The 22,697-nt window shown below is 69.6% G+C and carries 25 protein-coding genes and 1 pseudogene; 16 read left to right on the top strand and 10 right to left on the bottom strand.

The features are described 5' to 3' along the window. Positions 1-22: 22 nt before the first annotated feature. Together NO364_RS12755 and NO364_RS12750 are read left to right on the top strand one after the other, a co-directional pair. Complete coding sequence (locus NO364_RS12755; protein WP_257627701.1) at positions 23-580, top strand: type IV pilin domain-containing protein; 558 nt, start codon at positions 23-25, stop codon at positions 578-580. Between the two features lie 60 nt (positions 581-640). Then, on the top strand, positions 641-1,558 hold the full coding sequence (locus NO364_RS12750) for an HFX_2341 family transcriptional regulator (RefSeq protein ID WP_157690472.1): 918 nt from the start codon (positions 641-643) through the stop codon (positions 1,556-1,558). 54 nt (positions 1,559-1,612) lie between these two features. Here NO364_RS12750 and NO364_RS12745 read toward each other — a convergent pair whose 3' ends face one another. Further along, complete coding sequence (locus tag NO364_RS12745; RefSeq protein WP_257627700.1) at positions 1,613-2,671, bottom strand: enolase-like domain-containing protein; 1,059 nt, start codon at positions 2,669-2,671, stop codon at positions 1,613-1,615. Positions 2,672-2,713: 42 nt separating this feature from the next. Continuing rightward, positions 2,714-3,445, bottom strand: coding sequence for a DUF1405 domain-containing protein (locus NO364_RS12740; RefSeq protein ID WP_157690474.1), 732 nt, complete (start codon positions 3,443-3,445; stop codon positions 2,714-2,716). A 340-nt stretch (positions 3,446-3,785) separates the two neighbouring features. Between NO364_RS12740 and pdxS the strand changes: the two genes are divergently transcribed. After that, on the top strand, positions 3,786-4,691 hold the full coding sequence (pdxS, locus tag NO364_RS12735; RefSeq protein WP_157690475.1) for a pyridoxal 5'-phosphate synthase lyase subunit PdxS: 906 nt from the start codon (positions 3,786-3,788) through the stop codon (positions 4,689-4,691). A gap of 12 nt (positions 4,692-4,703) precedes the next feature. On the opposite strand, the gene NO364_RS12730 is transcribed toward pdxS, so the two are convergent. The 3 genes from NO364_RS12730 to carA all read right to left on the bottom strand — a co-directional run bounded on the left by NO364_RS12730 (position 4,704) and on the right by carA (position 8,708). Then, complete coding sequence (locus tag NO364_RS12730; protein ID WP_257627699.1) at positions 4,704-6,266, bottom strand: PAS domain-containing sensor histidine kinase; 1,563 nt, start codon at positions 6,264-6,266, stop codon at positions 4,704-4,706. Positions 6,267-6,352: 86 nt separating this feature from the next. Then, on the bottom strand, positions 6,353-7,234 hold the full coding sequence (locus tag NO364_RS12725) for a homoserine kinase (protein ID WP_157690477.1): 882 nt from the start codon (positions 7,232-7,234) through the stop codon (positions 6,353-6,355). 406 nt (positions 7,235-7,640) lie between these two features. Beyond that, complete coding sequence (gene carA / locus NO364_RS12720; RefSeq protein ID WP_257627698.1) at positions 7,641-8,708, bottom strand: glutamine-hydrolyzing carbamoyl-phosphate synthase small subunit; 1,068 nt, start codon at positions 8,706-8,708, stop codon at positions 7,641-7,643. 97 nt (positions 8,709-8,805) lie between these two features. Here carA and NO364_RS12715 point away from each other — a divergent pair, with 97 nt between their 5' ends. The 5 genes from NO364_RS12715 (at position 8,806) to lwrS (ending at position 12,076) form a co-directional block, all read left to right on the top strand. Continuing rightward, positions 8,806-9,219 carry an Lrp/AsnC family transcriptional regulator gene (locus NO364_RS12715; RefSeq protein ID WP_157690479.1) on the top strand — a complete coding sequence of 138 codons (414 nt, stop codon included), beginning with the start codon at positions 8,806-8,808 and terminating at the stop codon, positions 9,217-9,219. Positions 9,220-9,271: 52 nt separating this feature from the next. Beyond that, entirely contained in the window at positions 9,272-9,694 is a 423-nt protein-coding gene (locus tag NO364_RS12710; protein ID WP_157690480.1) for a DUF5778 family protein, read from the top strand. A gap of 369 nt (positions 9,695-10,063) precedes the next feature. Beyond that, the gene (gene hemA, locus NO364_RS12705; protein ID WP_157690481.1) at positions 10,064-11,401 is read left to right on the top strand and encodes a glutamyl-tRNA reductase; all 1,338 of its coding nucleotides are present in this window, start codon (positions 10,064-10,066) and stop codon (positions 11,399-11,401) included. A 40-nt stretch (positions 11,402-11,441) separates the two neighbouring features. After that, a complete protein-coding gene (locus NO364_RS12700; protein WP_157690482.1) occupies positions 11,442-11,717 on the top strand; it encodes a 4a-hydroxytetrahydrobiopterin dehydratase in 276 nt (91 codons plus the stop codon). Further along, the gene (lwrS, locus tag NO364_RS12695; protein ID WP_157690483.1) at positions 11,714-12,076 is read left to right on the top strand and encodes an LWR-salt protein; all 363 of its coding nucleotides are present in this window, start codon (positions 11,714-11,716) and stop codon (positions 12,074-12,076) included. Before NO364_RS12700 ends, lwrS begins: the two co-directional genes overlap by 4 nt. Here lwrS and NO364_RS12690 read toward each other — a convergent pair whose 3' ends face one another. Continuing rightward, positions 12,077-12,736 carry a DUF7504 family protein gene (locus NO364_RS12690; RefSeq protein WP_157690484.1) on the bottom strand — a complete coding sequence of 220 codons (660 nt, stop codon included), beginning with the start codon at positions 12,734-12,736 and terminating at the stop codon, positions 12,077-12,079. After that, on the bottom strand, positions 12,729-12,881 hold the full coding sequence (locus NO364_RS12685) for a hypothetical protein (RefSeq protein WP_157690485.1): 153 nt from the start codon (positions 12,879-12,881) through the stop codon (positions 12,729-12,731). The genes NO364_RS12690 and NO364_RS12685 overlap by 8 nt, the downstream gene beginning before the upstream one ends. Before the next feature lie 86 nt (positions 12,882-12,967). On the opposite strand from NO364_RS12685, the gene NO364_RS12680 reads away from it, so the two are divergent. Then, the gene (locus tag NO364_RS12680) at positions 12,968-13,621 is read left to right on the top strand and encodes an HAD family hydrolase (RefSeq protein WP_157690486.1); all 654 of its coding nucleotides are present in this window, start codon (positions 12,968-12,970) and stop codon (positions 13,619-13,621) included. A gap of 105 nt (positions 13,622-13,726) precedes the next feature. Here NO364_RS12680 and NO364_RS12675 read toward each other — a convergent pair whose 3' ends face one another. After that, entirely contained in the window at positions 13,727-14,461 is a 735-nt protein-coding gene (locus NO364_RS12675) for a HalOD1 output domain-containing protein (RefSeq protein ID WP_157690487.1), read from the bottom strand. A gap of 102 nt (positions 14,462-14,563) precedes the next feature. Between NO364_RS12675 and NO364_RS12670 the strand changes: the two genes are divergently transcribed. Next, positions 14,564-15,199 carry an IS6 family transposase gene (locus NO364_RS12670; RefSeq protein WP_257627697.1) on the top strand — a complete coding sequence of 212 codons (636 nt, stop codon included), beginning with the start codon at positions 14,564-14,566 and terminating at the stop codon, positions 15,197-15,199. A gap of 38 nt (positions 15,200-15,237) precedes the next feature. Here the strand turns inward: NO364_RS12670 and NO364_RS12665 are convergent, their stop codons facing one another. Further along, positions 15,238-17,130, bottom strand: coding sequence for a molybdopterin biosynthesis protein (locus NO364_RS12665; RefSeq protein ID WP_257627696.1), 1,893 nt, complete (start codon positions 17,128-17,130; stop codon positions 15,238-15,240). A 25-nt stretch (positions 17,131-17,155) separates the two neighbouring features. After that, on the bottom strand, positions 17,156-18,379 hold the full coding sequence (locus NO364_RS12660) for a molybdopterin molybdotransferase MoeA (protein WP_157690489.1): 1,224 nt from the start codon (positions 18,377-18,379) through the stop codon (positions 17,156-17,158). A 114-nt stretch (positions 18,380-18,493) separates the two neighbouring features. On the opposite strand from NO364_RS12660, the gene NO364_RS12655 reads away from it, so the two are divergent. From NO364_RS12655 to NO364_RS12635, 6 genes and pseudogenes are all read left to right on the top strand, one after another. Continuing rightward, positions 18,494-18,850, top strand: coding sequence for an Hsp20/alpha crystallin family protein (locus NO364_RS12655; RefSeq protein WP_157690490.1), 357 nt, complete (start codon positions 18,494-18,496; stop codon positions 18,848-18,850). A 6-nt stretch (positions 18,851-18,856) separates the two neighbouring features. Continuing rightward, the gene (locus tag NO364_RS12650; RefSeq protein WP_157690491.1) at positions 18,857-20,530 is read left to right on the top strand and encodes an ABC1 kinase family protein; all 1,674 of its coding nucleotides are present in this window, start codon (positions 18,857-18,859) and stop codon (positions 20,528-20,530) included. 15 nt (positions 20,531-20,545) lie between these two features. After that, positions 20,546-20,632 (top strand): annotated as a pseudogene (locus tag NO364_RS18405) (hypothetical protein); the annotation flags it as partial. A gap of 60 nt (positions 20,633-20,692) precedes the next feature. Next, positions 20,693-21,067 carry a translation initiation factor IF-5A gene (locus NO364_RS12645; RefSeq protein WP_157690492.1) on the top strand — a complete coding sequence of 125 codons (375 nt, stop codon included), beginning with the start codon at positions 20,693-20,695 and terminating at the stop codon, positions 21,065-21,067. Further along, complete coding sequence (gene speB / locus NO364_RS12640) at positions 21,068-21,901, top strand: agmatinase (RefSeq protein ID WP_257627695.1); 834 nt, start codon at positions 21,068-21,070, stop codon at positions 21,899-21,901. A 31-nt stretch (positions 21,902-21,932) separates the two neighbouring features. Continuing rightward, positions 21,933-22,691: a Nif3-like dinuclear metal center hexameric protein gene (locus NO364_RS12635; RefSeq protein ID WP_157690494.1), complete on the top strand. Its 759-nt coding sequence runs from the start codon at positions 21,933-21,935 to the stop codon at positions 22,689-22,691. The last annotated feature ends 6 nt before the right edge of the window (positions 22,692-22,697 follow it).

Below are 22,697 nucleotides of genomic sequence, written 5' to 3'. Positions count from 1 at the left end.
GCTACCCCCGAAATTCACACGTATGAGGGGCCGGAGTCGGTCACGTGCGTCCTCGGCGGTGATCGGAAACGTCCTGTTGATCGCCATCGTGGTCGTCCTCGCGGCGACGGCGTCGGCGTACCTGTTCGGCGCCACCGACGGGTCGCCCGATCCGGCGCCGACGGTCGCCCAGTCGACCGGCGAGTTCGTCCCGCAGGACGGCAACGATGGCGGAGTCGTGCGGATCACGCACCGCGGCGGGGATACGCTCCGTGTCGCCGACCTGGAGATTGTCGTCGACGCGCAGGCGGTCTGTGGGAAGGTCGGTCGCCTGGTGAACCTTCCGGCGTCGGGCGGTGATCCGCAACCCACGAGCGAGTTCGTCAGGGGAGACGACGTCTTCGACAACTCGTTCAACTCGGTCACCGGCCCCATCGGCGAGGATGGCCGTACCGTCGACGGGAGGTGGTCGAGCGGCGAAACGGCGACGTTCCGGCTGGCGGGCACCGAATGCCGGCTCACGTCCGGCGAGTCGATCACGGTTCGGGTCGTTCACACGCCGACGAACGCGGTGGTGATCAAACAGACGCTGACCGCCTGACTGCGACCCGCCGGATTCGGAGACTGGCCGTTTATATGAATACCGACACACGTTCCACGCATGCAGACCCACATCGTCCCGGTCGGCTTCGACTACGACCGGCTGATCGCGCCGCTGATCCGCGACCAGTTCGACGTGGACCGGGTCATCCTGCTCGAGGGGGCCGTGGGGAGCGAAGCGAACGTCGAGTACTCGCGGAACATCTCGGAGAAGCTCGAACAGGACTTCAAGAACCTGCTCGGCGCCGAGACCAGCCGCGTCGTCATCGAGGACGTCTACGACTACGACGCCGCCTTCGAGCGCGCCTACGACCTCATCAACGACCAGTTGGACGAGGGCGCACCCGACGGCGAGGTGTGGGTCAACGTGAGCTCGATGCCCCGCCCGGTGAGTTTCGCCTTCGCCACCGCCGCCCACTCCATCACGCTCGAACGCCAAGCCGACCGGGACCGCATCCACACCTACTACACCGCCCCCGAGAAGTACCTGGAGACGGAGCTGGCCGAGGAGTTGCGGGCCAACCGGGACCTGCTTCGGGGGCTCCTCGACGAGGCGGAGGACGTCGCGGCCGAACGGATCGAGAAACGGCTCGACGGCACCGCTGGCCTCCTCGACGAGTTCGACGAGCGTGGCACCACCATCGGCGCCAAGCGCATCGGCGAGAACCACATCGTGGAACTCCCGGTCGCCTCCTTCTCGAACGTCAAACCCTTCGAGGAGGTGATCCTGTTCGAACTCGGCGAACACGGCGAGTTCGAGTCCGTCTCGGAACTCGCGGAGGCGCTCGCCGCCGAACTCGGCGAGGAGTACACCGACAGTTTCCGGTCGAAGGTCATCTACAACGTCGACCGCCTCGGCCCCGGCGGGAAGGGGTACATCGAACAGGAGGAACACGGCAAGTCCTACCGGACGCGCCTCTCCCGCATCGGCGAACTCTGGGTGCGCGCCCACGCCGACCGGGACTATAGTAGCGATTGAAACTGTTTGCACAGCCGACCGTACGCAGTACTGGGATCGGCTGTGTGATGACTTTCAATCGCTACTATAGAAGTCGAGGCCGACCGGGTCGTCGCTCGGGACGAGCGGGCTCCCCGGGGGGTCCGCCGGCAGCGCCGGCAGGTTGTACGCCCCCGGCGCCACGTCGTTCGGCGCGTCGGGGTAGAACGTCGCCGCGAGCGTCTGGACGTGTGCGCGGCCGACGCCGAGTTCGAACTGGCCGCCGCCGTACAGCGTCACGTCGCGCTCGCGGGCGTACTCGATGGTCTCCAAGAGCGACTCGACGGTGCCGAACCGCGACGGTTTCACGTTGAGCCAACGCGGCTCGAACGGGAGGTCGCGGACGCTCTCGACGTCCGTGATCGGGGCGTCCCACGAGAGGCGGTCGGCGGCGCCCTCGACGAGCGACCGCGTCCCCTCGGTGATCGCGGGGTCCTCGATCACCGCCTCGGGGAACCCCTCGATCACCCGCTCGTAGAGTTCCGGATCGGGCGCCTGGTCCACCGTCGTCCCGACGTAGTGGCCCTTCAGGTCGAGCACCCGGACCGCGTCGGTGGCCGCGAGGTCGGCGACGAGGTCGGCCGTCCAGTCGCTCGTCGGATCGAGTTTCAGTTCGAGGTCGGGATGTCGGTCGAGGATCGCCTCGACGCGGTCGGTCGTCGGCGGGTCGCCGAGGCGCGTGCTGGCGACGAACGTCACCGGCGAGCGTTCGCGGCCGAGTGCGGACGCGAGGTCGGTACCCGCCTGCCGGAGCGCCAGGTCGAGGGCGGCGCTCTCCAGCGCCCAGCGGCGGTAGTGGCGTGCCGAGGGTCGTTCGGGCTCCTTCGTGGGAAAGAGGTCCGTATCGTCGAGCGCGGCCGAGAACGCGTCGAACGTGAACTCGCCGGTCGGGGCGAGCGCCCCGACGTCGGCGAGGGCGTCGTGATCCTCGGTGTCGTAGGTCACGTCCTCGCCGCGGCCGACACGGCCGTCGCCGTGGAGTTCGAAGACGGTCGTCGCGCGGATGAAGTCGCTGGAGGTGTCGCGCTCGTGACGGCGGCGGGTCTCGCGGTCGATCCGGAGCGGGAGGTCGGCGAGTCGGTCGTAGAGGGTCACGCCCCACCTACGGGCCACGGGCGCATAACCGTGGGCGGTGGGTCACCGTGCTTCGAGTTTCTTCACCCGCGTCGCGAGCGTGAGAAACGTGGCCGTGAGCGTCAGGACGACGGCGCCCGCGGCGGCGAGTTCGTGGGTCGGCGAGAGGTGGGTGATCGTCCCGTCGACGATGCGCTGGCCGGGGAGCAGGGTGTGGTGGGGCGTCCCCACCACGGGGACGAAGTAGTCGACCAGGTCGTTCAGGCCGTACCACGCGACGGCGACGGCGACGGCGCCCACGGGGAAGTCGCTGTACCGGTGGATGACGAACGCCTCGACGACCATCATGAGGTGACTCCCGAGGAGGAAGGCGTACATCGGGAGCGCGGTGGTCGCGAGGAAGCCGTCGGCGAAGACGAGGAGGACGAAGGGCGTCCAGAGGCCGAGCTTCCAGCAGCCGAAGAAGGCGAGTGCGTCCACCACCTCGTTCGAGCGGCCGAGCGACCAGAGGCCGAGCGAGAGCGCGATGAAGAGCGTCGCGACGGGGCTGTCGGGGACGAGCGGCCACGCCGCGAGCGGTTCGGCCGCGAACTGGAAGCGATAGTACCAGAACCCGAAGACGGTGCCGACGAGGTTGGTGGCGACGACGGCGGGCGCGAGCGAGAGGCCGAGGTTCTCGACGGCCCGCGGAAGCGGGGCGAGCCACCGGGGAAGGGCGTCGGCCTCGGGGAGACCGTCGCCGTCGAAGAGCGCGCGGAGCCGACCGACGGCGGCGGCATCCGGCCCGGAGGACATGCTCGACGGGAGGGACCGGTCCGGTAAATCGGTGGCGGTCCCAGCACGCGGGGCGGTCCGCGGTGTCGGCGGTCAGGGGAGCAACAGGGTGCGGTGGGCGTAGGCCGCCCCGACCAGCAACGTCGCGACGGCCGGGACGCGAACCACGTCCGCCCGTCCCCGGGGACGTCCGGCGTCTCGGACGGGTAGTACGGCGAGAGCGGGCTCCGGCGGTCCGGATCGCGGTCGGTCATGGCCGGGCGTTGGGGCGCTGGACACGTATTCGTCGGGGACGCGTGGTCCCGACCGGCAACGATTACCGGAAGGCCGCCGTTAAGTGGGTCCCACCGTAACGTCAGCCATGACCGAGACGGACCTCGAAGAGCTTCGGCGTGGTACCGAGCTGGTGAAACGTGGATTCGCACGGATGCAGAAAGGCGGCGTCATCATGGACGTCGTCAACGCGGAACAGGCCCGCATCGCGGAGGACTGCGGCGCCGTCGCGGTGATGAGCCTCGAAGCCGTTCCCGCGGACATCCGCAAGCGCGGGGGCGTCGCCCGGATGGCCGACCCCGCGGCACTGACGGAGATCTTGGAGGAGGTGTCTATCCCCGTGATGGGTAAGGCCCGCATCGGCCACACCAAGGAAGCGGAGATCCTCCAGGCGAAGGGTGCCGACATGGTCGACGAGAGCGAGGTGCTCACGCCCGCGGACGACGACTACCACATCGACAAGCGCGATTTCACCGCTCCCTTCGTCTGTGGCGCGCGGAACCTCCCCGAGGCGCTCCGGCGGATCGACGAGGGCGCGGCGATGATCCGAACCAAGGGCGAGGCCGGCACCGGCGACGTGAACCAGGCGGTCACCCACCAGCGGGCGATCAAAGGCGCCATCCGGGAACTCGACGGGATGGCTCACGAGGAGCGCGAGCGGTGGGCACGCGAGCACGGCGCGCCCCGCGACTTGGTCCACGAGACCGCCGAGATGGGGCGGCTTCCGGTCGTCAACTTCGCCGCCGGCGGCATCGCGACGCCGGCCGACGCGGCGCTCATGATGCACCACGGCTGTGACGGCATCTTCGTCGGGTCGGGTATCTTCGGCGCCGAGAACCCCCAGGCGATGGGGACGGCCATCGTCGAGGCGGTCAACAACTGGGACGACCCCGAGCGCCTGGCCGAGATCGCGACGAACGTGGGCAAGGGCATGAAGGGACAGTCGAACGCCGACATGCCCGAAGAGGAGCAACTGCAGGGCCGCGGCGTCTGAGCCGGGACGTCGCTACGTTCGCGCGTCGGACGGTTCCGGACCGTCCGCGCTGGGGCGCCACTTGGCGGCCGGGAACACCATCGAGACGACCGTTCCCTTCGGCTCGTTGTCGGCTATCTCGATCGTTCCGCCGAGGGGGGTCACGAGCCACTTCACGATCCACAGACCCAGCCCGCTCCCGTGTTTGAGCGGTCGCTCCTCGCCGGCTTCGATCACCTCCCGCTCCATCTCGGGGATCCCCTTCCCCCGGTCGGCAACGCTGATTCGGATCGTCCCGTCGGTCCCCTCGGCCACCCGAAGGGTCACCTCGGGGGCGGTCGACGAGTGTTGGATGGCGTTGTCGACGAGTTCTTCGAGCGCGACCCGAACGGCGTATCGATTGGCCAGGACGTACGGATCGGCCCCCTCGACCCGCAGGGTCGCTGCGGGGTGCGCCTCGCGGTAGTCCGCGGCGACCGCCTCCAGTAGCGGCCGTATCCCGACCGGACGCACGTCCCGGATGTGCTGGTAGAGGTCGTCGAACTGTCGGGCCCGCTCCGAGGTGTCGACCAGTTCCTCGGCCGCCGAAACGATCGCCCCGAGATCCGTCCGCGTCTCCTCGAGGGACGCGAGCAGCGAGGGATCCTCGACCGCGTCCTCGACGGCGTCGAGCGTGGTCAGCACCCGCTCGGTGTTGCCGATCACCACGTTGAGCCCGTTCCGGAGGTTGTGCCGGAGGACGCGGTTGAGCACCATCAACTGCTGGCGACGGGCCTTCCGCTCGGTGATGTCCTGGATCGTCCCCCGGAGGACCGTCGTCGGCCCGTCGCCGACCGGCTGGCACGTCGTCCGCACGACCCGGGTCGTCCCGTCGGCGGTGACGAGCTGAGCCTCCACGTCGTACGGGAGGTTCCAGTCGAGTGCGCGCTCGACGAGCCCCCGGATCCTGTCGCGGCTCGTGGGGTGGTAGAACCGCAGAGCGTCTTCGAGCGACGGCTCGTACGACGGATCGACGCCGTGGATCCGGCGGGTGCCCGCCGTCCACCGGAGTTCGCCGGCCTCGACGTCGAGTTCCCACCCGCCGACGTCGGCGGTCTCCTCGGTCCGCGCCGAGAGGTCGCGACTCCGTTCGAGCGCCCGCTCGTGTTCCTTGCGCTCGGTGATGTCCGTCTGGATCGCGACGAAATGTGTGATCGAGCCGTCCTCGTCGTCGACGATGGGGGCGATGGTCTGGTTCGCGATGTAGTTCTCGCCGCCTGCCCGGCGGTTGACGATCTCTTCCTGCCAGACTTCGCCGGCGACGATGGTCTCCCAGAGCCGTCGGAAGTAGTCCGGATCGTGGTGTCCGGAGTTGAGGATGTCCGGCGATCGGCCGACGGCGTCGGCGGCGTCGTATCCGGTCACCGCCTCGAAGGCGGGGTTCACGTAGACGATCCGCCCCTCGAAGTCGGTGATGAAGATCGCGTGCCCGGCGGCCTCGACGGCCCGCTCGAACCACGCCGGGTCCAACTCCCGACACGACGCGTCCGTCCACCCGCCGCCGCGGGCCGAACCGTCGGTGGATCCATCCTCGCCGTCGCCGTCGCTCATGTCCATCGGGTGAACGCCGGGGACGTTTGATAAACCGGCGGGCATCGTCATCGCGTGAGAATCACGACGGCCCCGCCCACCCCGACCGACGATCAGTCGCGATGCAGCGTGGCGCCGCCGCCGATCTTCGTCTGGTAGGCGCGCGAGTCGACACCCACTTCGGCGAACCCCTCGACCATCGCGGCGGCGATTTCGCGTCGGTCCCCGGGGTAACACGCCGCGAGGACACCCGGCCCGGCGCCGCTGACGGTGACGCCCGTGGCGCCGGCGGCGAGGGCGGCCTCCCGCACCTCGTCGTAGCCGGAGATGAGGTCGGCCCGGGCCGGTGTGACCAGGCGGTCGTGCATCCCCTTGCCCACGAGGCGCGGATCGTTCCGACACATCCCGGTCGTCAGCGTGGCGGCCCGACCGACGGTGTAGACGAGCTGTTCCATCGTCGCCCCGGCGGGCACCACGTCCCGCGCGTCGCGCGTCGAGATGGCGATCTCCGGCAAGCAGGCGACGAGCGGGATGTCGGCGTCGACGGTCGTCACGTCCCGGCCCGTGGCGACGGTGAACCCGCCGAGCAGCGCGGGCGCCACGTTGTCGAGGTGGACCTCGCCGGAGACGGTCGCCTCGCCTTTCCCCGCGATGGGGACGAGTTCCTTGCGCGAGAGCCCGCGGTCGTAGAGTTCGTTCAGCGCGAGCGCCGCCGCGGCGGCGCTGGCACCCGACGATCCCAGTCCCGAGGAGGGGCGGATTCCTTTGTCGATGCGGATGTGGGCCGGGGCGTCGAGCGCCTCGGCGACGGCACCGACGGTGTTGTCCGCGGGGTCCTCGGGAATGAACTCGCTCCCGTACCCCCTCACGTCGATGGTCGTCCGGTCGGCCTTCTCGACGCGGATGACGTCCGCCGGCCGGTCGAGGGCCGCGCCGAACACGTCGAACCCGCTACCGAGGTTCGCACTCGTCGCGGGAGCCCTGACCGTGACCATGCCACGGGGTTGCGCGAGTCGGGTCAAAAACCTGCCGAAGGTCGACACTCGTCGCGACCGAACGGGACTTTTCCCTGTCCCGCCCGTCGCCCCGTGTATTGGCGTCCCCGGTGGCGCGACGGGTTCGACGGCTACCGGGCCAGCGCGCTCGGCCTCGTCGGCGCCTTCAGCCTCGGGTTCATCGTCGGCCCCCCATCGTCGGCGCTCCCGCCAGCGACTCGGCACTTCCCGGCGGCGCCGCGGGACCCGTCGCTCCGGGGGCTCGCGTTCTTCTACGTCTCCGTCGCCTTCGCCGGCGTGCAGATCACGTTCATCCCCCGTCGCCGGCTCGGTCGTCGCGTTGCTGCTCGGCGTGGTTCGGCGGGGGAACCGGTGGCCCGAGTGGAAGCGACGGTGGGCCGTCCGATCAGTCGGAGGTGGCGACGGGGGTGTCCGTCGACACCAGGTCGAGCACGTCGTCGAAGAAGTCGAGCGAGTCGTTGGGGCCGGGGTGGGCCTCGGGGTGGTACTGGCGCGTGATGACGCCGAGTTCCTCGTTTTCCAGGCCCTCGGCGGTGCCGTCGTTGACGTTCACCTGCGTCACGCTCAGCCGGTCGCCCGGTTCGCCGACGGTGTAGCCGTGGTTCTGGGTCGTCATGACGACCCGGTCGGTCTCCAGGTCGCGGACGGGCTGGTTGACGCCGCGGTGGCCGAAGGCCATCTTCTCGGTGCTGCCGCCGAGGGCGTTGGCGACGACCTGCTGGCCGAGACAGATGCCGGCGACGGGCAGGTCGCCGACGAACTCCTCGACGAGCGCCTCGGCGGCCTCGAAGTTCTCGGGATCGCCCGGCCCGTTCGAGATGAAGAGGAGGTCGGGATCGACCGCCGCGACGTCCGCGGGGGTCGCGTCGTAGGGGAGGACGTGGACCGTCGCGTCGCGTTCGAGCAGGGACTCGGTGATCGAGCCCTTGGCGCCGCAGTCGATCAGGGCGACCGTCGCGGCCGAGCCGCCCTCGTAGACTGTCGGCTCGTCGACGCTGACCTGCGCCCCGATGTCGACGTGCTCGCTCATGCCCTGGCAGGCGTCGAGCTCCGCCTTCGCGTCCTCGGGCGTCGCGTCGGGACCGACCGCCAGCCCGCACCGCATCGCCCCCTCCTCGCGGATCGAGGTGACCAGCTCTCGGGTGTCGAGGTGGTCGATGGCGGGGACGCCCTCCTCGTCGAGCCACTCGACGACGTCCTCGGTGAACTCGCGGGCGATGGCCGCACGCGGGTGGACGCGGTCGGATTCGAAGCGCTCGGATCGGACGCCGTAGTTGCCGATGAGCGGGTACGAGAACGTGAGCACCTGCTCCTCGTAGGAGGGGTCGGTCAGGCTCTCCTCGTAGCCGGTGTAGGCGGTCGTGAAGACCAGTTCACCACGTGTCCGACCCGGAACGCGGCCACGCGCTTCGACCACGCGACCGTCCTCCAGGGCAAGGTAGGCGTCCGACATTACGAGAAACACAGGCCGCCACCTCAAATAAGCCTTGCTTTCGAAGCTGAGTTACGAAATTCGTAATCGGTAAGTCGGCCCCGGCCGAAGGCGCCGTATGGACGAACTGGACCGTCGGATCCTGGCGATCCTCCGCCGGGATTCGCGGACCCCGTACACCGAAATCGCGGACCGGGTCGGCACCTCCGAGGGGACGGTCCGCAACCGGGTCGAACGTCTCGTCGACGAGGGGATCATCGAGCGGTTCACCGTGGCGACCCGCACCGGCAACGTCAAGGCGATGATCGAGGTGTCGGTGGCCGTCGACGTCGACACCACCGGCGTCTCCGACCGGATGGCCGAGTGGGACGAGGTGGACTTCGTCTGGCAGGTGTCCGGCGAGCGGGACATCGTCATGGTGGTCGACGCCGCCGACACCCGCGCGGTCAACGAACTCATCACGCAGGCGCGGGACCTGGACGAGGTCCAGAACACGAAAACCCGCCTCATCCTGGACGAACGGCTGGGATGACCGCCGGCCGCGAACCGTCACGGGTAACACGCTGGACCGACCATCCGGAGCTATGAGCGACGTAGTCGACGACGACCTCTACCGACGGACGAAGGCGCTGTTGGAGCCCGGCGACATCGAACTCGCGGGGGCCATCGTCCACACCGACCTCACGGGCCAGGAGGACCTCGAGATGCACGAACTCACGGTCGAACTCAACGAGGTCATCGCCGCCCACGCCGGGAAGGGGGAGACGTACATCTACGCCGGCAACGACGACACCGACTTCTCCTCGAACCAGTTCCAGGGCCTGACCGTCGAGGACGACGCGTTCGTCTGGGAGTGCCAGCAGCTCCTCCGGAACGGCACCTTCGACATCGTGTTCTACTACGAGGCCGACGTGGACCAGGAGGCCCTGGTAGCCGACGTCCGCGATCGGGGGTACGAGGTGACGAGCGTGGTGCTCGAGGACGGCGACGTCGCCACCGACGCCTGATAGTGTTTATGCTACCTGTTTACCGGTGGGTCGCCAGAACGGTCCGGCGAACCACCGGTGACCAGTTACAGTACCCCCTCCGAGCCGGACCGTTCGTCCGCCGCCGGCGGACCGCACGACCCGCCGACAGTTTTCACCGCTCGGTAGACGACGGGACGTTTAAGATGCCGTACCTCGGAGGGTGGCGTATGCAACGGAGTCAGGGGGACGTCCGGCCGTCGGGGCCGGCGTCGGCGGGGTCGGGACGGACCCCGAACCGGGAGCTAGCGCCGGTACGTGGCCGGCGCTATTGGAAGAGTTTAGGTAGGACGGACGCAAACGGTGTCGCGAATCGGAGCGTATGATCCACGTGTCCCGAGGTGAGTACCTGTGACGACGGGCGTGATCAGCGGGGTGACGGTCTCCCACCGGCACGCGACCGTCGACGAGATCGAGTCCGCCGCCGCCGAGGACGTGGCTACCGCCGTCCGCGACCTCCTGGCGAGCGACGGCGTCGACGAGGCGTTCGCCCTTCAGACCTGTAACCGCGCCGAGGCGTACGTCGTGAGCGAGGACGCTGCGGCCGGCCGCGCGGCGCTCGCGGACTTCGCCCCCGACGTCCGTGACGGCGCCGTCCGGGAGATGGACCACGAGACGAGCATCCGGCATCTGATGCGGGTGGCCGCCGGGCTCGAATCCCTGGTCCTCGGCGAGGACCAGATCATCGGTCAGCTCCGCACGGCCTTCGAGCGGGCCCGCGGCGCCGGCGGCATCGGTTCGGTCCTCGATCCGTCGATCACGAAGGCCCTGCACGTCGGCGAGCGGGCGCGGACCGAGACCCGGATCAACGAGGGCGTCGTGTCGCTGGGCAGCGCGGCGGTCGAACTCGCCGACCGCGAGCGCGACTTGGACGGGGCGACCGCGCTCGTCGTCGGCGCGGGCGAGATGGGGCGGCTGGCCGCCAAGGCCTTCGACGACACGGGCATCTCGAAGCTCGTGATCGCCAACCGGACGGTCCCACACGCCACCCACCTCGCCGACGAGGTCGAGACGCCCGCGGAGGGTGTCGGCCTCGACCACGCGCCCACGGCGGCCGAGCGGGCCGAGGTGCTCGTCACGGCGACGAACAGCCCGACCCACGTCCTCGGTCGTCCGGCCCTCGACGGCGCCGGCGAGACGCTCGTCATCGACCTCGCCCAGCCGCGGGACGTCGATCCGGCGGTCGACGACCTCGCTCCCGTCGTGGCCTACGACATCGACTCCCTGGAGGCGATCACCGACGAGACGCGGGAGCGCCGCCGCGAGGCCGCCGAGACGGTCGAACGGATGATCGACGAGGAGTTCGAGCGGCTGATCGACTCGTTCAAGCGACGGCAGGCCGACGAGGTCATCAGCGCGATGTACGAGAGCGCCGAGATGGTCAAAGACCGGGAGCTCCACACCGCCCTGTCGCGACTGGAGTCCCAGGGCGAGTTGACGGAGGAACAACGCGAGACGGTCGCCTCGCTGGCCGACGCCCTCGTCGGTCAGTTGCTCGCCGCGCCGACCAAGAGCCTGCGCGACGCCGCCGCCGAGGACGACTGGACGACGATCCAGACCGCACTCGGCCTGTTCGACCCCGAGTTCGGCGGCGACCGCCCGTCCACCCCGACGGCCCAGACGCCCCGCGAGGGCGCCGACGCCGACGACATCCCGCAGCACGTCCTCGACCGGCTGAACGAGGAGTAGGCGCCCCAACCGTTATTCCACGTCCGGTCGACAAGCAGGTATGCCCGACCGCCTCGACGACGACGAGGTCGACCGCCGCCTCCCGGACGACTGGGAGCGCGACGGCGACGAAATCGTCCGCACGTATCCGTTCGACGACTACCTCGACGGCGTCACCTTCGCGACCCGGGTCGCGGAGGTGGCCGACGAGGAGTACCACCACCCCGAGATCACGATCCGCTACGACGAAATCGAGGTCCGACTGACCAGCCACGAGGCGGGCGGGATCACCGACGCCGACCTCCGTCTCGCGGGCCTGTTCGACGCCGAACGGTGACGGACGCCGCCTACGTCTTCCGCGTGACCGTCGCCCTCGATACGACGCGCGTCGAGGCGGACCCGGACACCTTCGAGACGGTCGTAACCAGACCCGCGGACGAACCGGGAACCGACGGTTGGCTGTTCTTCCGCGACGCCTGCTGGCGCGGCGAGGTGAGCGACGAGCGCCACCTCCGGACGCTGGCCGCGGAGTGGCTCTCGGCCCCCGTGACGGACGTCCGGTTCAGCGAGTTGCGCACCGACGAGGCCCACCTCGATGCCCTCCGGGCCGCCATCGCCGACGACCCTGCCTTCGACGACCCACCGCGGGACGTCCTCCACGCGCACCTCGGCAGTTCGATCCGCGTGATGGAGTGATCAGGGCCCCCCGGGACGGGGGTCGAACGGCGTCCAGTCGCCGTTTCCGGTCGCGAGCCCGCGGGTGCGGAGCTCCGGCCCCGCGTCGCCGTCGCGGACCTCGATCCGGGCGCCACAGAACTGCCCGACGGTGCTGACCGTCCGCGCGTCCTGTGTCTCAGGGTCGATGAGGAAGACGCCGAACCCGTCGACGCTGTCGATGCGACCGACCATGGTGTGGACGAACCGCGAGACCGTCTGGAGGTCGCTGAACGAGAGCAGGGTCGACACCGAACAGACGCCGGTCCGGACGCGGTCGAGTCCCGCCTCGTGGAAGGTTCGATAGAGCTTCGAGTACCGCATCCCGACCCCGGTCAGATCGGCGGGCCCGGAGACGCCGACCACCCGTGCGGGGAGGTCGTCGTCGCCGTCGCCGACGCAGTCGACGACGGCCGTCCGATCCGGACCGACGGTCAGCCCCGCGGTACGACAGTCCTCGATCACCCGCCTCGCCCGCGCGTTGGTCGTGATGACGATGGTGCCCTCGTCGTCGCCACCGACGAGGAGCCGGAAGGCGAGCTGGCGGGTGCCGGCGTGGGTCGGTCCCGAGAGGAGGACGCTCGTCCCGGGCCTGATCGGCGGGACGGGGAGGTCGGCGAAGGTGTAGTCCCCCTCAGACATCCCGATCACCGCCCGCGCGGGTTCGCGGGCGCGCCTCCGGCGCCGTCGCGGTCGACCCGAGCGCCTCGTCGACGGGCCACGCGGCGGCCACGCCGGGGGTCGCGTGTCGCGTCCGCTCCGCCGGCTCGATCGAGCAGACGTTCATCGACGGATAACCGTGTGGAACCCCTATTAATACTGGCGTGACCGGGCCGGAACACACTTGATCCGTCCGCGCCTACCGAGGAACGAATGGTCGCACACGCCTACGACTTCTGGCTGTTCGACCTCGACGGGACGCTCGTGGACGTGGAGCCCTCCTACGCCCGGGAGGTGTTCGAGCGCGTCGGCGACCGGCTCGGCCGGGACTTCTCCGAGCGCGAGGTCGAGATCCTCTGGCACGGTCTCTCCGGGGAGCGGACCCCCCAGCTTCGCGAGTGGGGGATCGATCCCGACGCGTTCTGGGCGACGCTCCACGACGTCGAGGATCCCGCGGCCCGCGCCGACGCCACCTTCCTCCACGACGACGCCGCGTTCGTCGCCGACCTCGATCGGCCGGTCGGCCTGGTCACCCACTGTCAGGAGTACCTGGTCGATCCGGTCCTCGACGGCCTCGACATCCGGGACTGGTTCGACACCGTCGTCTCCTGTACCCACGAGATCGGATGGAAGCCCGACCCCGCCCCCGTCTATCGCGCGATGTCGGACCTCGGCGTCGAGGACGGGACGGCCGGCACCCTCGTCGGCGACGGTCCGAACGACGTGGGGGCGGCGTGGAACGCCGGCCTCGACGGCGTGCACGTCGAGCGGCACGGTCCGTACCGTCGGGGGCGCTGTGTCCTCGGCGACTACCGCGTGCGGTCGCTCGACGAACTGCGGGCGACGCCGCGAGCGGCGGGCGACTGATCCCGACTCGCGTTCGCCGGCCCCATACGGATTATTGTAACTGGTTGCCGGTGGTTCGCCGGACCGTCTCGGCGAACCACCGGTACTGACGTACAATAAACAGTATCACTCCCCGCCCGTCTCGGTCCGCAACAGGATCAGCCCCTCGCTCGTCACCGCGAGTTCCTGATCGGCGAAGAAAAAGCGCACCTGAATCCCGCTCCGCGAATCCCCGTCCGGTCGGCTGAGGAGCGCTTCGAGCATCTCGGCGTCGATGCTCTCGTACAGCGGCGGCGCCGACGCGTCCCGGCCGGTGTACTCCTCGACGGCGGTGACGATGGTCGTCGCGAGGTCGGTGCTCTCGTCGCGCCACTCGTACCGTTCGATGGGAACCCAGGCGCCCGAGCGGTCGGGGCCCGCCGCCCGGCGTTCGGGACGGGGTGCGATCCCCGATCCGTTCGTCGTGTCGGGGTCGTCGACGCGGGCGTCCCCCGGCATCGGTACGACCGCCGCGACGTGGTCGAGGAGGGTGGCGAACGCGTCGCCGGTCTCCTTCTCGACGTGTCGCGTCGCCACGTGGTGGGTGGCGCCGGGGATCGACTCGCGGTCGGCGGCGGTGAAGAGGACGACCGGGAGGTCCGGGTCGACGTCGGCCGCCCGGACGACGAACGGGGTGCCACCGTCCGTTCGGATCGAGTCGCTGACCAGGCAGTCCACGTCGCGGTCGGTCAGAGTCGTCAGGCCGTCCGCGGGATCGGACGCCGTCAGCCACGTCACCGCCGCGTCGTTGGCCCGCTCGCTCGACAGGTCGAGCACCGAGCGGTCGTCGTCGACGTGGAGGACGGTCGGCTGAGTCGACACGACGGCACCTTGTCCGCCGGGGCACATATACTCTCGGGCACGTGAACGGGTAGTGTTCAGATAAGGATTGAAAGGTGAGGCGGTGCGAGTTTCTGCTGGTTCATGGCTGAAATCGCCCGCCTCAACGGTTGTATCGACCGAATCGAGTTAGGTTTTGTGGAACGAGAGGCAACACCGCGGCTGTTGATGAAGCTCAGTATTCAGCTCCATCTTGCTGGACTATCACTTTCGAATACTGTCTCTATTCTTGAAATATTTGGTGTTGAGCGGGCACGATCCACCGTTCACAACTGGGTTCACAAGGCTGATCTACAGCCCGAAGAAGATCGAAGCCCGGATCACGTTGCGGTTGACGAAACCGTGATCCGACTCAATGACGAGCAGTACTGGCTGTACGCTGCGGTTGATCCAGAGACGAACGAATTACTACACACAAGGCTTGAACCGACGAGAAACAATGTTATCGCTCATTCGTTCTTCCGCGAACTACGCGAGAAACACGACGTTGACGACGCGGTGTTTCTCGTCGACGGTGCGAAACCTCTGAACGACGCCTGCCGTCGCCACGGCCTCGATTTCAGATACGAACGTCATGGAAATCGGAACAGCGTCGAACGTGTCTTTCGTGAAGTAAAACGCAGAACTACCAGTTTCTCGAACTGTTTTAGCAACGCCGAAGCAGAAACTGCAAACGAGTGGCTCAGATCGTTCGCCTTCGCATGGAATCAGCTAATCTGAACAGCACCCGTGAACGGGTACCGACGCGCCCACGCCGGTCAGGCCTCGAAGCCGTCGAGGTCGGCAACGGCGCCGTCGAGCGCCGACTCGACGGCGCGCTCGAGCGCCGTGACCCCCGGCTTGTCGGTGCGGTCGGGGTTCGCCAGCACGCGGACGGATTCGGTGCCGACGGGGACGAACCCGCAGTCGAGCGTGTCGGCGGTCGCCCGGAGGCCGAGGCCCGCATCGGCTGCCCCGTCGAGGACCTTCCGCGCCGGGCTCTCGAACCCCTTGACGGTCAACTCGTAGCCGTCGATGGCGGCGGTCAGATCGCGGCGCTCGGTCGCCCGTCTGTCGGCCAGGCGGTCCAACTCGGCGTCGAGGCTGGCGCGCAGGCCGGCGTCTGTCGCCCGGTTGACGAACCGGAGGTCGCGGTCGACTAGGTCCGCGAGGCCGTCGACCCCCGCGGGGTTGCCGGCGGGGACGACGAGGCCCCACTCCCGGGTCCACCCGCCGAGGTCGACGGGGTCGACGTCGCGGTCCGTCGGGCCGGAGACGACCGCCACGTCGGGGACGCCGTCGCGCAAGCGCCGTCGCCCCTGTCGGCTCCCGACGTCGAGGTAGCGGGGGCGTTCCAGTCGGTCGAGCAGGCGGGAGAGTGCGGGGTCGTCCTCGCCGACGCCGAGGAGGGTCGGCGGGCGGACGTCCGGCGAGAACAACTGCACCGTGACCCGCTCGCCCTCGGCGAGGTAGTCGGTGTCGGCGTCGACTTCGACGATGCCGTCGGCCTCGACGAGGCTCGTCGTCGCGCCGCTCCCCTTGTCGACGGGGTAGACGAGGGTGTCGGCCTCACCGTCACCCGCCTCGACCAGCCCGACGGGCATGAGGCGGGTCCGCCCCTCCGAGTATCGCTCGCGGACGGCCATCCGCCCCTCGACGGTCGCGGTGCGGGGTTCGGGCAGCCCCGCCGCCTCGCGGATCGCCGGCGCGACGAACGTCCGGAAGATGGTGAGCGCGGAGACGGGATAGCCCGGCAGGCCGACGTACGCGGAGTCCTCCAGTCGGCCGACGAGCATGGGTTTGCCCGGCTTGACCGACACGCCGTGGAGGAGGAGTTCCCCCTCGCTCTCGATGACGCGGTAGATCACGTCGACGGCGCTCGCGGAGGTCGACCCCGAGGAGAGGACGAGGTCACACTCGTCGGCGGCCTCGACGAGCAGGCGCTCCATCTCGTCGTAGTCGTCGCCGGCGTGGGGGTAGAGCACGGCCTCGCCGCCCGCCTCCTCGACCCCCGCGGCGATGGTGTAGGAGTTCACGTCGTAGATCTGGCCGGCCTCGCTGTGGAGGTCGCCGCCCGGTCGAACGAGTTCGTCGCCGGTCGAGACGATGCCGACCGTGGGCGTCCCGCGGACGGGCACCGTGTCGACGCCGAGCGCGGACAGCAGGCCGATCTCGCGGGGCGTGATCAGGGTGCCCGGACCGAACGCCCGGGAGCCGGCGGCGACGTCCGCGCCCGCGACCATCACGCGGTCGCCCGGCGCGACCGAGGTTCGGATCGCGATGCCCGCGTCGGTCTCGTCGGTGCGCTCGACCATGACGACGGCGTCGGCGCCCGGTGGCAACACTGCGCCGGTCGATATCTCGGCACAGGTCCCGTCCCGCACCTCGACGTCGGGTTCGGCGCCGGCGTGGACCGTCCCGATCAGGTCGAGGACGGCGGGATCGGCCTCGTCGGCGCCGAAGGTGTCGCTGGCGCGGACGGCGTAGCCGTCGACGCTCGCGCGGTCGAACCCCGGGACGTCGAGCTCGGCGTCGATTCGCTCGGCGAGGACCCGGCCCCGGGCCTCGTCGAGGGGAACCCTCTCGGGCTCGGGCGACAGATCGAGCGAGTCGACGGCTTCGCGGGCCGCGGCGGGCGAGGCGAGGTCACGGAACTGGCGTCGGTCGCTCATCGGCGACCACCCCCTCGACGGTCGGTCACGCCGACCACTCCCAGTCCTCGACCGCGACGCGTTCGCCGGCGTCGTACCCCTCCCGGGCCTCGGGGACGACGACCCAGCCGTCCGCGAGGGCGACGCTCGAGAGGACGCCCGACCCGCTGGCGCGGGTGGGTTCGGCGACCGGGCGGTCCCCGTCGCCCTCGCTCAGGCGTACCCGGGCGAACGTCCGGGTGCCGGGTTCGCTGGATATCTTCCGGGACAGTTCGGCCTCGACGGTCGGGTGTTCGGGTACGGGCATGTTGCCGACGCGTTTGAGGATGGGCCGCAGGAACTGGACGGCGTTGACGATGCAGGCGACGGGGTAGCCCGGGAGCATGACGACAGGGGTCCCCTCGACGACCCCGAGGGCGACGGGGTGGCCGGGTTTGAGGGCGACGCCGTGGACGAGTACCTCGCCCAACTCGTCGACGACCTCGGGGGTGTAGTCGCGCTCGCCGACCGACGAGCCGCCGGTGGTGACGACGACGTCCTTCGCGAGGTCGCGCTGGATCGCGGCGCGGATGGCGTTGGGGTCGTCGTCGACGACGTTCCGGTAGGTCGGGATGGCGCCCCAGCGGTCGGCCATGCGCGAGACGGTCAGGCCGTTGGTCTCGATCACCTCGCCGGGCTCGGGGTCGCGCTGGACGAGTTCCTCGCCCGTCGGGATCACGCCGACGGTCGGCGGGTCGTACACTTCGACCTGGTCGACGCCGACGGACTTCAGCAGGCCGAGATCCGAGGGGCGGATCCGGTGGCCCGGTTCGTACAGTCGCTCGCCCTCGGCGACGTCCTCGCCGACGTCGCCGACGTTCTCGCCCTCGGCGACGGCGTCGAACACCTCCACCTCGTCGCCGACGGTCTCGGTGTGTTCGACCATGACGACGGCGTCCGCGCCCTCGGGCAGGTCGCTGCCGGTGTGGACCCGGACGGCCTCGTCGGGGTTCACGGCGCCCTCGCCCTCGCGGAGGACGGTCGGCGACCGGTCGCTGGCGCCGAAGGTGTCGCTGGCGCGGACGGCGTAGCCGTCCATCGCCGCGCGGTCGTAGCCGGGGACGGGCGACGGCGCGGTCACCGTCTCGGCGAGGACCCGGCCGTCGGCCCGGCCGAGCGCCACCCGCTCGGTTCGGTCGTGTCCGGCGACCGTCTCGAGGACGGTCTCCAGGGCCTCGGCGACGCGGGTTCGGTCCTTGAACCCCGCGCGTTCGAGGTCGTCGTGACTCATACCCGTCCTTGCGTTCGCGGATACAAAAACCCGTAGCCGGCCCGCGGGGGCCGACGGCCGCGGGCGGCCGCCGACACCGCGGCCTTTTTCGATCCCCGCGCCTTACCCCATCCCATGTCAGCACTGCGGGACGCGCTTCGGGACCTCCCCGAAGCAGTGTTCGCGGATCTGCTCGAGAGCGAGGACGCCTACCTGCTGGTCGTCGACCTGCCGGGGGCCACCGCGGACACCGTCGACGTCCGCGTCGAGAAGGGTCGCCTGCACATCGAGGCCCGGCGGGAGAAGGATCTCCCCCCGTCCTTCGAGTACGTCCGCGAGGACCGGCCGCTCTTCCTCGACGCGGAGCTGCCCCTCCCGCCGGACGCGACGGGCGCGGGCGCCGAGGGGTCGACGGACCGCGGCATCCTCGAACTCCGACTCCCCAAGTACGAGGCCGCGCCGGAGCAGCCCATCCCCATCGAGGACGCGTAAGCCCGGGTGGTTACGCTGGTCAACCTCCGCGCGTACTGGCGCTTCGTCCGCGTCCTCTACCAGTTTTTCCCCCTGATCATCGCGTATTGGCGCGACCGCCGGAAGTACTTCCTGTTCGGCGGCCGCCGCAGCGTCGACCCGGAGACCCAGCGGGAGCGCGCCGACCGCCTCCTCGACTCGCTGCTCACCCTCGGGCCGACGTTCATCAAACTCGGGCAACTGCTGTCGACCCGGCCGGACGTCCTCCCGCCGGCGTACATCGACGTCCTGACCAGCCTCCAGGACGACGTGCCGCCGGCGCCGTGGGCCGAAACGCGGCCCGTCCTCGAAGCCGACGTCGGCGAGGTCGACGAGGTGTTCGACGACTTCGAGCGCGAGGCCATCAGCGGTGCCAGCCTCGGGCAGGTTTACCGGGCCACCTACGAGGGCGAGCGGGTGGCGATCAAGGTCCGACGGCCGGGGGTCGAGGACCTCGTGGAGGCGGACCTCCGGGCCATCGCGTGGCTCCTGCCCATTCTCCTCCGGTTCACCGACGAGGCGCGGAGTTTCTCGGTGTCGAACCTCGCCGACGAGTTCTCCGACACCATCCGTGAGGAGATGGACTACTCGCGGGAGCGTCGGATGCTCGGCGAGATCCGGGAGAACTTCGAGGGCAACGACCGAATCCGCATTCCCGGGGCCGTCGACGAACTCTCCGGCGAGCGCGTCCTCGTGATGGAGTACATCAGCGGGACCAAGATCAACGACGTCGACCGCCTCGACGAGATGGGGCTGGACCGGAGCGACCTCGCCGAGAGCCTCCAGCGCATCTACCTCCAGATGATCATCGAGGACGGGGTCTTCCACGCCGACCCGCACCCGGGCAACCTGTCGGTCGCCGAGGACGGCTCGATCATCTTCTACGACTTCGGCATGAGCGGGACCGTGGACGCGTTCTTCCAGGACAAGATCGTCGACTTCTACATCGCCGTCGCCAACCAGGACATCGACGGCATCCTCGATTCGATGGTCGAGATGGGGACGCTCAGTCCCACCGCCGACCGCGAGGTGATGGGGCAGGTGATGGAACTCGCCATCGCGGACGTGCGCGGCGAGGACCTCGAGCAGTACCGCGTCCAGCAGGTCATCCAGCAGGTCGAGGACACCATCTACGAGTTCCCGCTACGCCTGCCGCGGAACTTCGCGCTCATCATGCGGGTCGCGACGGTGGTCGAGGGCGTCTGTGTCACCCTCGACCCCGACTTCGACTTCATCAGCGTCGCCACCGACTACCTCTCCGAACAGGGGTACCGCGAGGAGGGTGTTCGGCAGGCCGTGGAGTCCGCGGGCGACCAACTCGAGGAGACGGCCCGCTCGCTGGTGACGGTCCCGCCGAAACTCGACGACGTGCTGGATCGGGTCAAACGGGACGACCTCACCGTTCAGATCCAGATCGACGACGAGCACGACGTGTTGGATCAACTCGCGAAGCGCATCGCCTACAGCATCCTGGCCGCCGTCGGTGTGCTCTCGACGGCCATCCTCTACTCGTTCAATCAGGCGCCCGAGGCGGCCATCGTCGCGGGCGTCATCACCCTCCCCGTGGGCCTCCTGCTCTATCGTTCGCTGCGGCGGAAACGCGGCGTGCGTGCGCGGCCCCAGTTCACCAGACAGGAGATGCGTCGCCGCCGCGACGAGTAGGGCGTCGCCGCCGGGACGGGGAGGGTCGCCGCCGGGACGGGGAGGGTCGCCGCCGGGACGGGGAGGGTCGCCGCCGGGACGAACGATCCGTCGCCGGCGTAACGAATACGCCGCGCAGAGCTTTCCAAACCGTTTATACACCGCCTTCCGTTATCGATCCGTATGGCGAGAGAGCAAAAACAGGTGCGAGAACTGCAGGAGGGGAGCTACGTGATGATGGAGGACTCCCCGTGTAAGATCAACGCGTACAGTACGGCCAAACCGGGGAAACACGGGAGTGCCAAGGCTCGCATCGAGGGGACGGGCGTCTTCGACGGCAAGAAGCGATCGCTCAGCCAGCCGGTCGACGCGAAGGTGTGGGTGCCCATCGTCGAGCGGAAGGGCGGACAGGTCGTCTCCGTCTCCGGCGACGACGCCCAGATCATGGACCTCGACACCTACGAGACGTTCACGATGCGGATCCCCGAGGACGAGGATCTCTCGCCGGACGACGAGATCGAATATCTGGAGTACGAGGGTCAGCGGAAGATCGTGTAGATGTTTCCCGGTGCGACCGCCGACCGTGCGGCTGCGGCGTACGTCGTCGTCGGCGCACCGCTCGATCGCTCGACGACCTTCCAGCCGGGTGCACGGTTCGGCCCCGATCGGATCCGGCGGTTCGCCGAATCGTTCGAGGATTACGACCACCACACCGACCGACACTTCTCGGAACTCGGCGTCCACGACGCCGGCGACCTCCGTGCCTGGAGCGACGCCGCCGAGTACGTCGACTTCCTCACGGGCGAACTGACGGACGCCGTCGACGACGGCGCCACGCCCGTGCTGTTGGGCGGGGAACACACCGTCACCGTCGCGGGCGTCCGAGCGGTCGCCCCCGACCTCTTCGTCTGTCTCGACGCCCACCTCGACCTCCGGGAGTCGTTCGACGGCGACCCCTGGAGCCACGCCTGCGTGACCCGCCGGGCGCTCGATACGGCAGATCACGCCGTGATCGTCGGCGCCCGCGCCGGGAGCGAGGCCGAGTGGGCGCGGGCACGCGAGGACGACGTGACCGTCCTCCCACCCGAGACGGTGGCCGAGCGGGGGGCCGACGCCGTCCGCGAGGCCATGGCCGCGGCGGTCGACCTCGACGCGGCGACGACCTACCTCAGTGTCGACGTCGACGCCGCCGATCCGGCGGTCGCGCCGGGCACCGGAACGATGGAACCGGGCGGGCTGTCCGCCCGTGAGATCCGAGACGTCGTCCGGGCGGTCGCCCCCGACGCGGCCGGCGTCGACGCCGTCGAGGTGAACGACCGCGACGACGGGCAGGCCGCGACCCTCGCCGGCGCGCTCCTCCGCGATTTCGTCTTCGCGCACGCCGGCCCGTAGCCTACAAATCCCCGCCGGCCGACGGGCCGGTATGGACCGCAGCGAGTTCGCCGACCGACTCGACGAGGAACTACGCACCGACGACTACGCCGACCTCGACGCGAGCGCGAACGGGTTGCAGGTGGGCCACCGGGAGGGCGACGTAGAGCGCGTCGCCCTCGCCGTCGACGCTGCCGGGGCGACGATCCACGAAGCGATCGAGCGCGACGCCGACGTCCTTCTCGTCCATCACGGCCTCGCCTGGGACGGCTTCGACCGACTCACCGACCTCCACTACGATCGGGTGGCGCCGCTCGTTCGCGAGGACGTGGCGCTGTACGTCTCCCACCTACCGCTGGATGGGCACCAGGAACTGGGCAACGCCGCCGGCGTCGCCGACGTCCTCGGACTCCGGGACCGCGAGCCGTTCGGGGCGTACGGTCCGGAGGTCGTCGGCACCCGCGGGACGGCGGCTGAGCCCTACGCCGTCGACGACCTGGCCGCCCGTCTGGACCGGGAACTCGACACCGAGACGCAGGTACTCGATTTCGGTCCCGACGAGATTCGGGAGGTCGGCATCGTCACCGGGAGCGGCGTGGACTGGATCGAAGCGGCCGCCGCCGCCGGCCTCGACGCCCTCGTGACGGGTGAGGGCAAACAGGCCGCGTACCACGAGGCCCGGGACCGCGGGGTCAACGTCTTCCTCGCGGGCCACTACGCCACCGAGACGTTCGGCGTCCGGCGGGTCGGTGACCTGCTCGAGGAGTGGGGCATCGAGACGACGTACGTCGAGCATCCGACGGGGCTCTGAGCGGCG

The sequence above is a fragment of the Haloplanus salinarum genome (assembly GCF_024498175.1).
GTDB classification, from domain to species: Archaea; Halobacteriota; Halobacteria; order Halobacteriales; family Haloferacaceae; genus Haloplanus; species Haloplanus salinarum.
This window is presented reverse-complemented; position numbering and strand designations above follow the sequence as displayed.

What these genes read in the sequence shown, in the direction of transcription:
- NO364_RS12755 (WP_257627701.1), top strand. Translation starts at nt 23, where the DNA reads ATGAGGGGCCGGAGTCGGTCACGTGCGTCCTCGGCGGTGATCGGAAAC.
- NO364_RS12750 (WP_157690472.1), top strand. Translation starts at nt 641, where the DNA reads ATGCAGACCCACATCGTCCCGGTCGGCTTCGACTACGACCGGCTGATC.
- NO364_RS12740 (WP_157690474.1), bottom strand. Translation starts at nt 3,445, where the DNA reads ATGTCCTCCGGGCCGGATGCCGCCGCCGTCGGTCGGCTCCGCGCGCTC.
- pdxS (WP_157690475.1), top strand. Translation starts at nt 3,786, where the DNA reads ATGACCGAGACGGACCTCGAAGAGCTTCGGCGTGGTACCGAGCTGGTG.
- NO364_RS12730 (WP_257627699.1), bottom strand. Translation starts at nt 6,266, where the DNA reads ATGGACATGAGCGACGGCGACGGCGAGGATGGATCCACCGACGGTTCG.
- NO364_RS12725 (WP_157690477.1), bottom strand. Translation starts at nt 7,234, where the DNA reads ATGGTCACGGTCAGGGCTCCCGCGACGAGTGCGAACCTCGGTAGCGGG.
- carA (WP_257627698.1), bottom strand. Translation starts at nt 8,708, where the DNA reads ATGTCGGACGCCTACCTTGCCCTGGAGGACGGTCGCGTGGTCGAAGCG.
- NO364_RS12715 (WP_157690479.1), top strand. Translation starts at nt 8,806, where the DNA reads ATGGACGAACTGGACCGTCGGATCCTGGCGATCCTCCGCCGGGATTCG.
- NO364_RS12710 (WP_157690480.1), top strand. Translation starts at nt 9,272, where the DNA reads ATGAGCGACGTAGTCGACGACGACCTCTACCGACGGACGAAGGCGCTG.
- NO364_RS12700 (WP_157690482.1), top strand. Translation starts at nt 11,442, where the DNA reads ATGCCCGACCGCCTCGACGACGACGAGGTCGACCGCCGCCTCCCGGAC.
- NO364_RS12690 (WP_157690484.1), bottom strand. Translation starts at nt 12,736, where the DNA reads ATGTCTGAGGGGGACTACACCTTCGCCGACCTCCCCGTCCCGCCGATC.
- NO364_RS12685 (WP_157690485.1), bottom strand. Translation starts at nt 12,881, where the DNA reads ATGAACGTCTGCTCGATCGAGCCGGCGGAGCGGACGCGACACGCGACC.
- NO364_RS12680 (WP_157690486.1), top strand. Translation starts at nt 12,968, where the DNA reads ATGGTCGCACACGCCTACGACTTCTGGCTGTTCGACCTCGACGGGACG.
- NO364_RS12670 (WP_257627697.1), top strand. Translation starts at nt 14,564, where the DNA reads ATGGCTGAAATCGCCCGCCTCAACGGTTGTATCGACCGAATCGAGTTA.
- NO364_RS12665 (WP_257627696.1), bottom strand. Translation starts at nt 17,130, where the DNA reads ATGAGCGACCGACGCCAGTTCCGTGACCTCGCCTCGCCCGCCGCGGCC.
- NO364_RS12660 (WP_157690489.1), bottom strand. Translation starts at nt 18,379, where the DNA reads ATGAGTCACGACGACCTCGAACGCGCGGGGTTCAAGGACCGAACCCGC.
- NO364_RS12655 (WP_157690490.1), top strand. Translation starts at nt 18,494, where the DNA reads ATGTCAGCACTGCGGGACGCGCTTCGGGACCTCCCCGAAGCAGTGTTC.
- NO364_RS12645 (WP_157690492.1), top strand. Translation starts at nt 20,693, where the DNA reads ATGGCGAGAGAGCAAAAACAGGTGCGAGAACTGCAGGAGGGGAGCTAC.
- speB (WP_257627695.1), top strand. Translation starts at nt 21,068, where the DNA reads ATGTTTCCCGGTGCGACCGCCGACCGTGCGGCTGCGGCGTACGTCGTC.
- NO364_RS12635 (WP_157690494.1), top strand. Translation starts at nt 21,933, where the DNA reads ATGGACCGCAGCGAGTTCGCCGACCGACTCGACGAGGAACTACGCACC.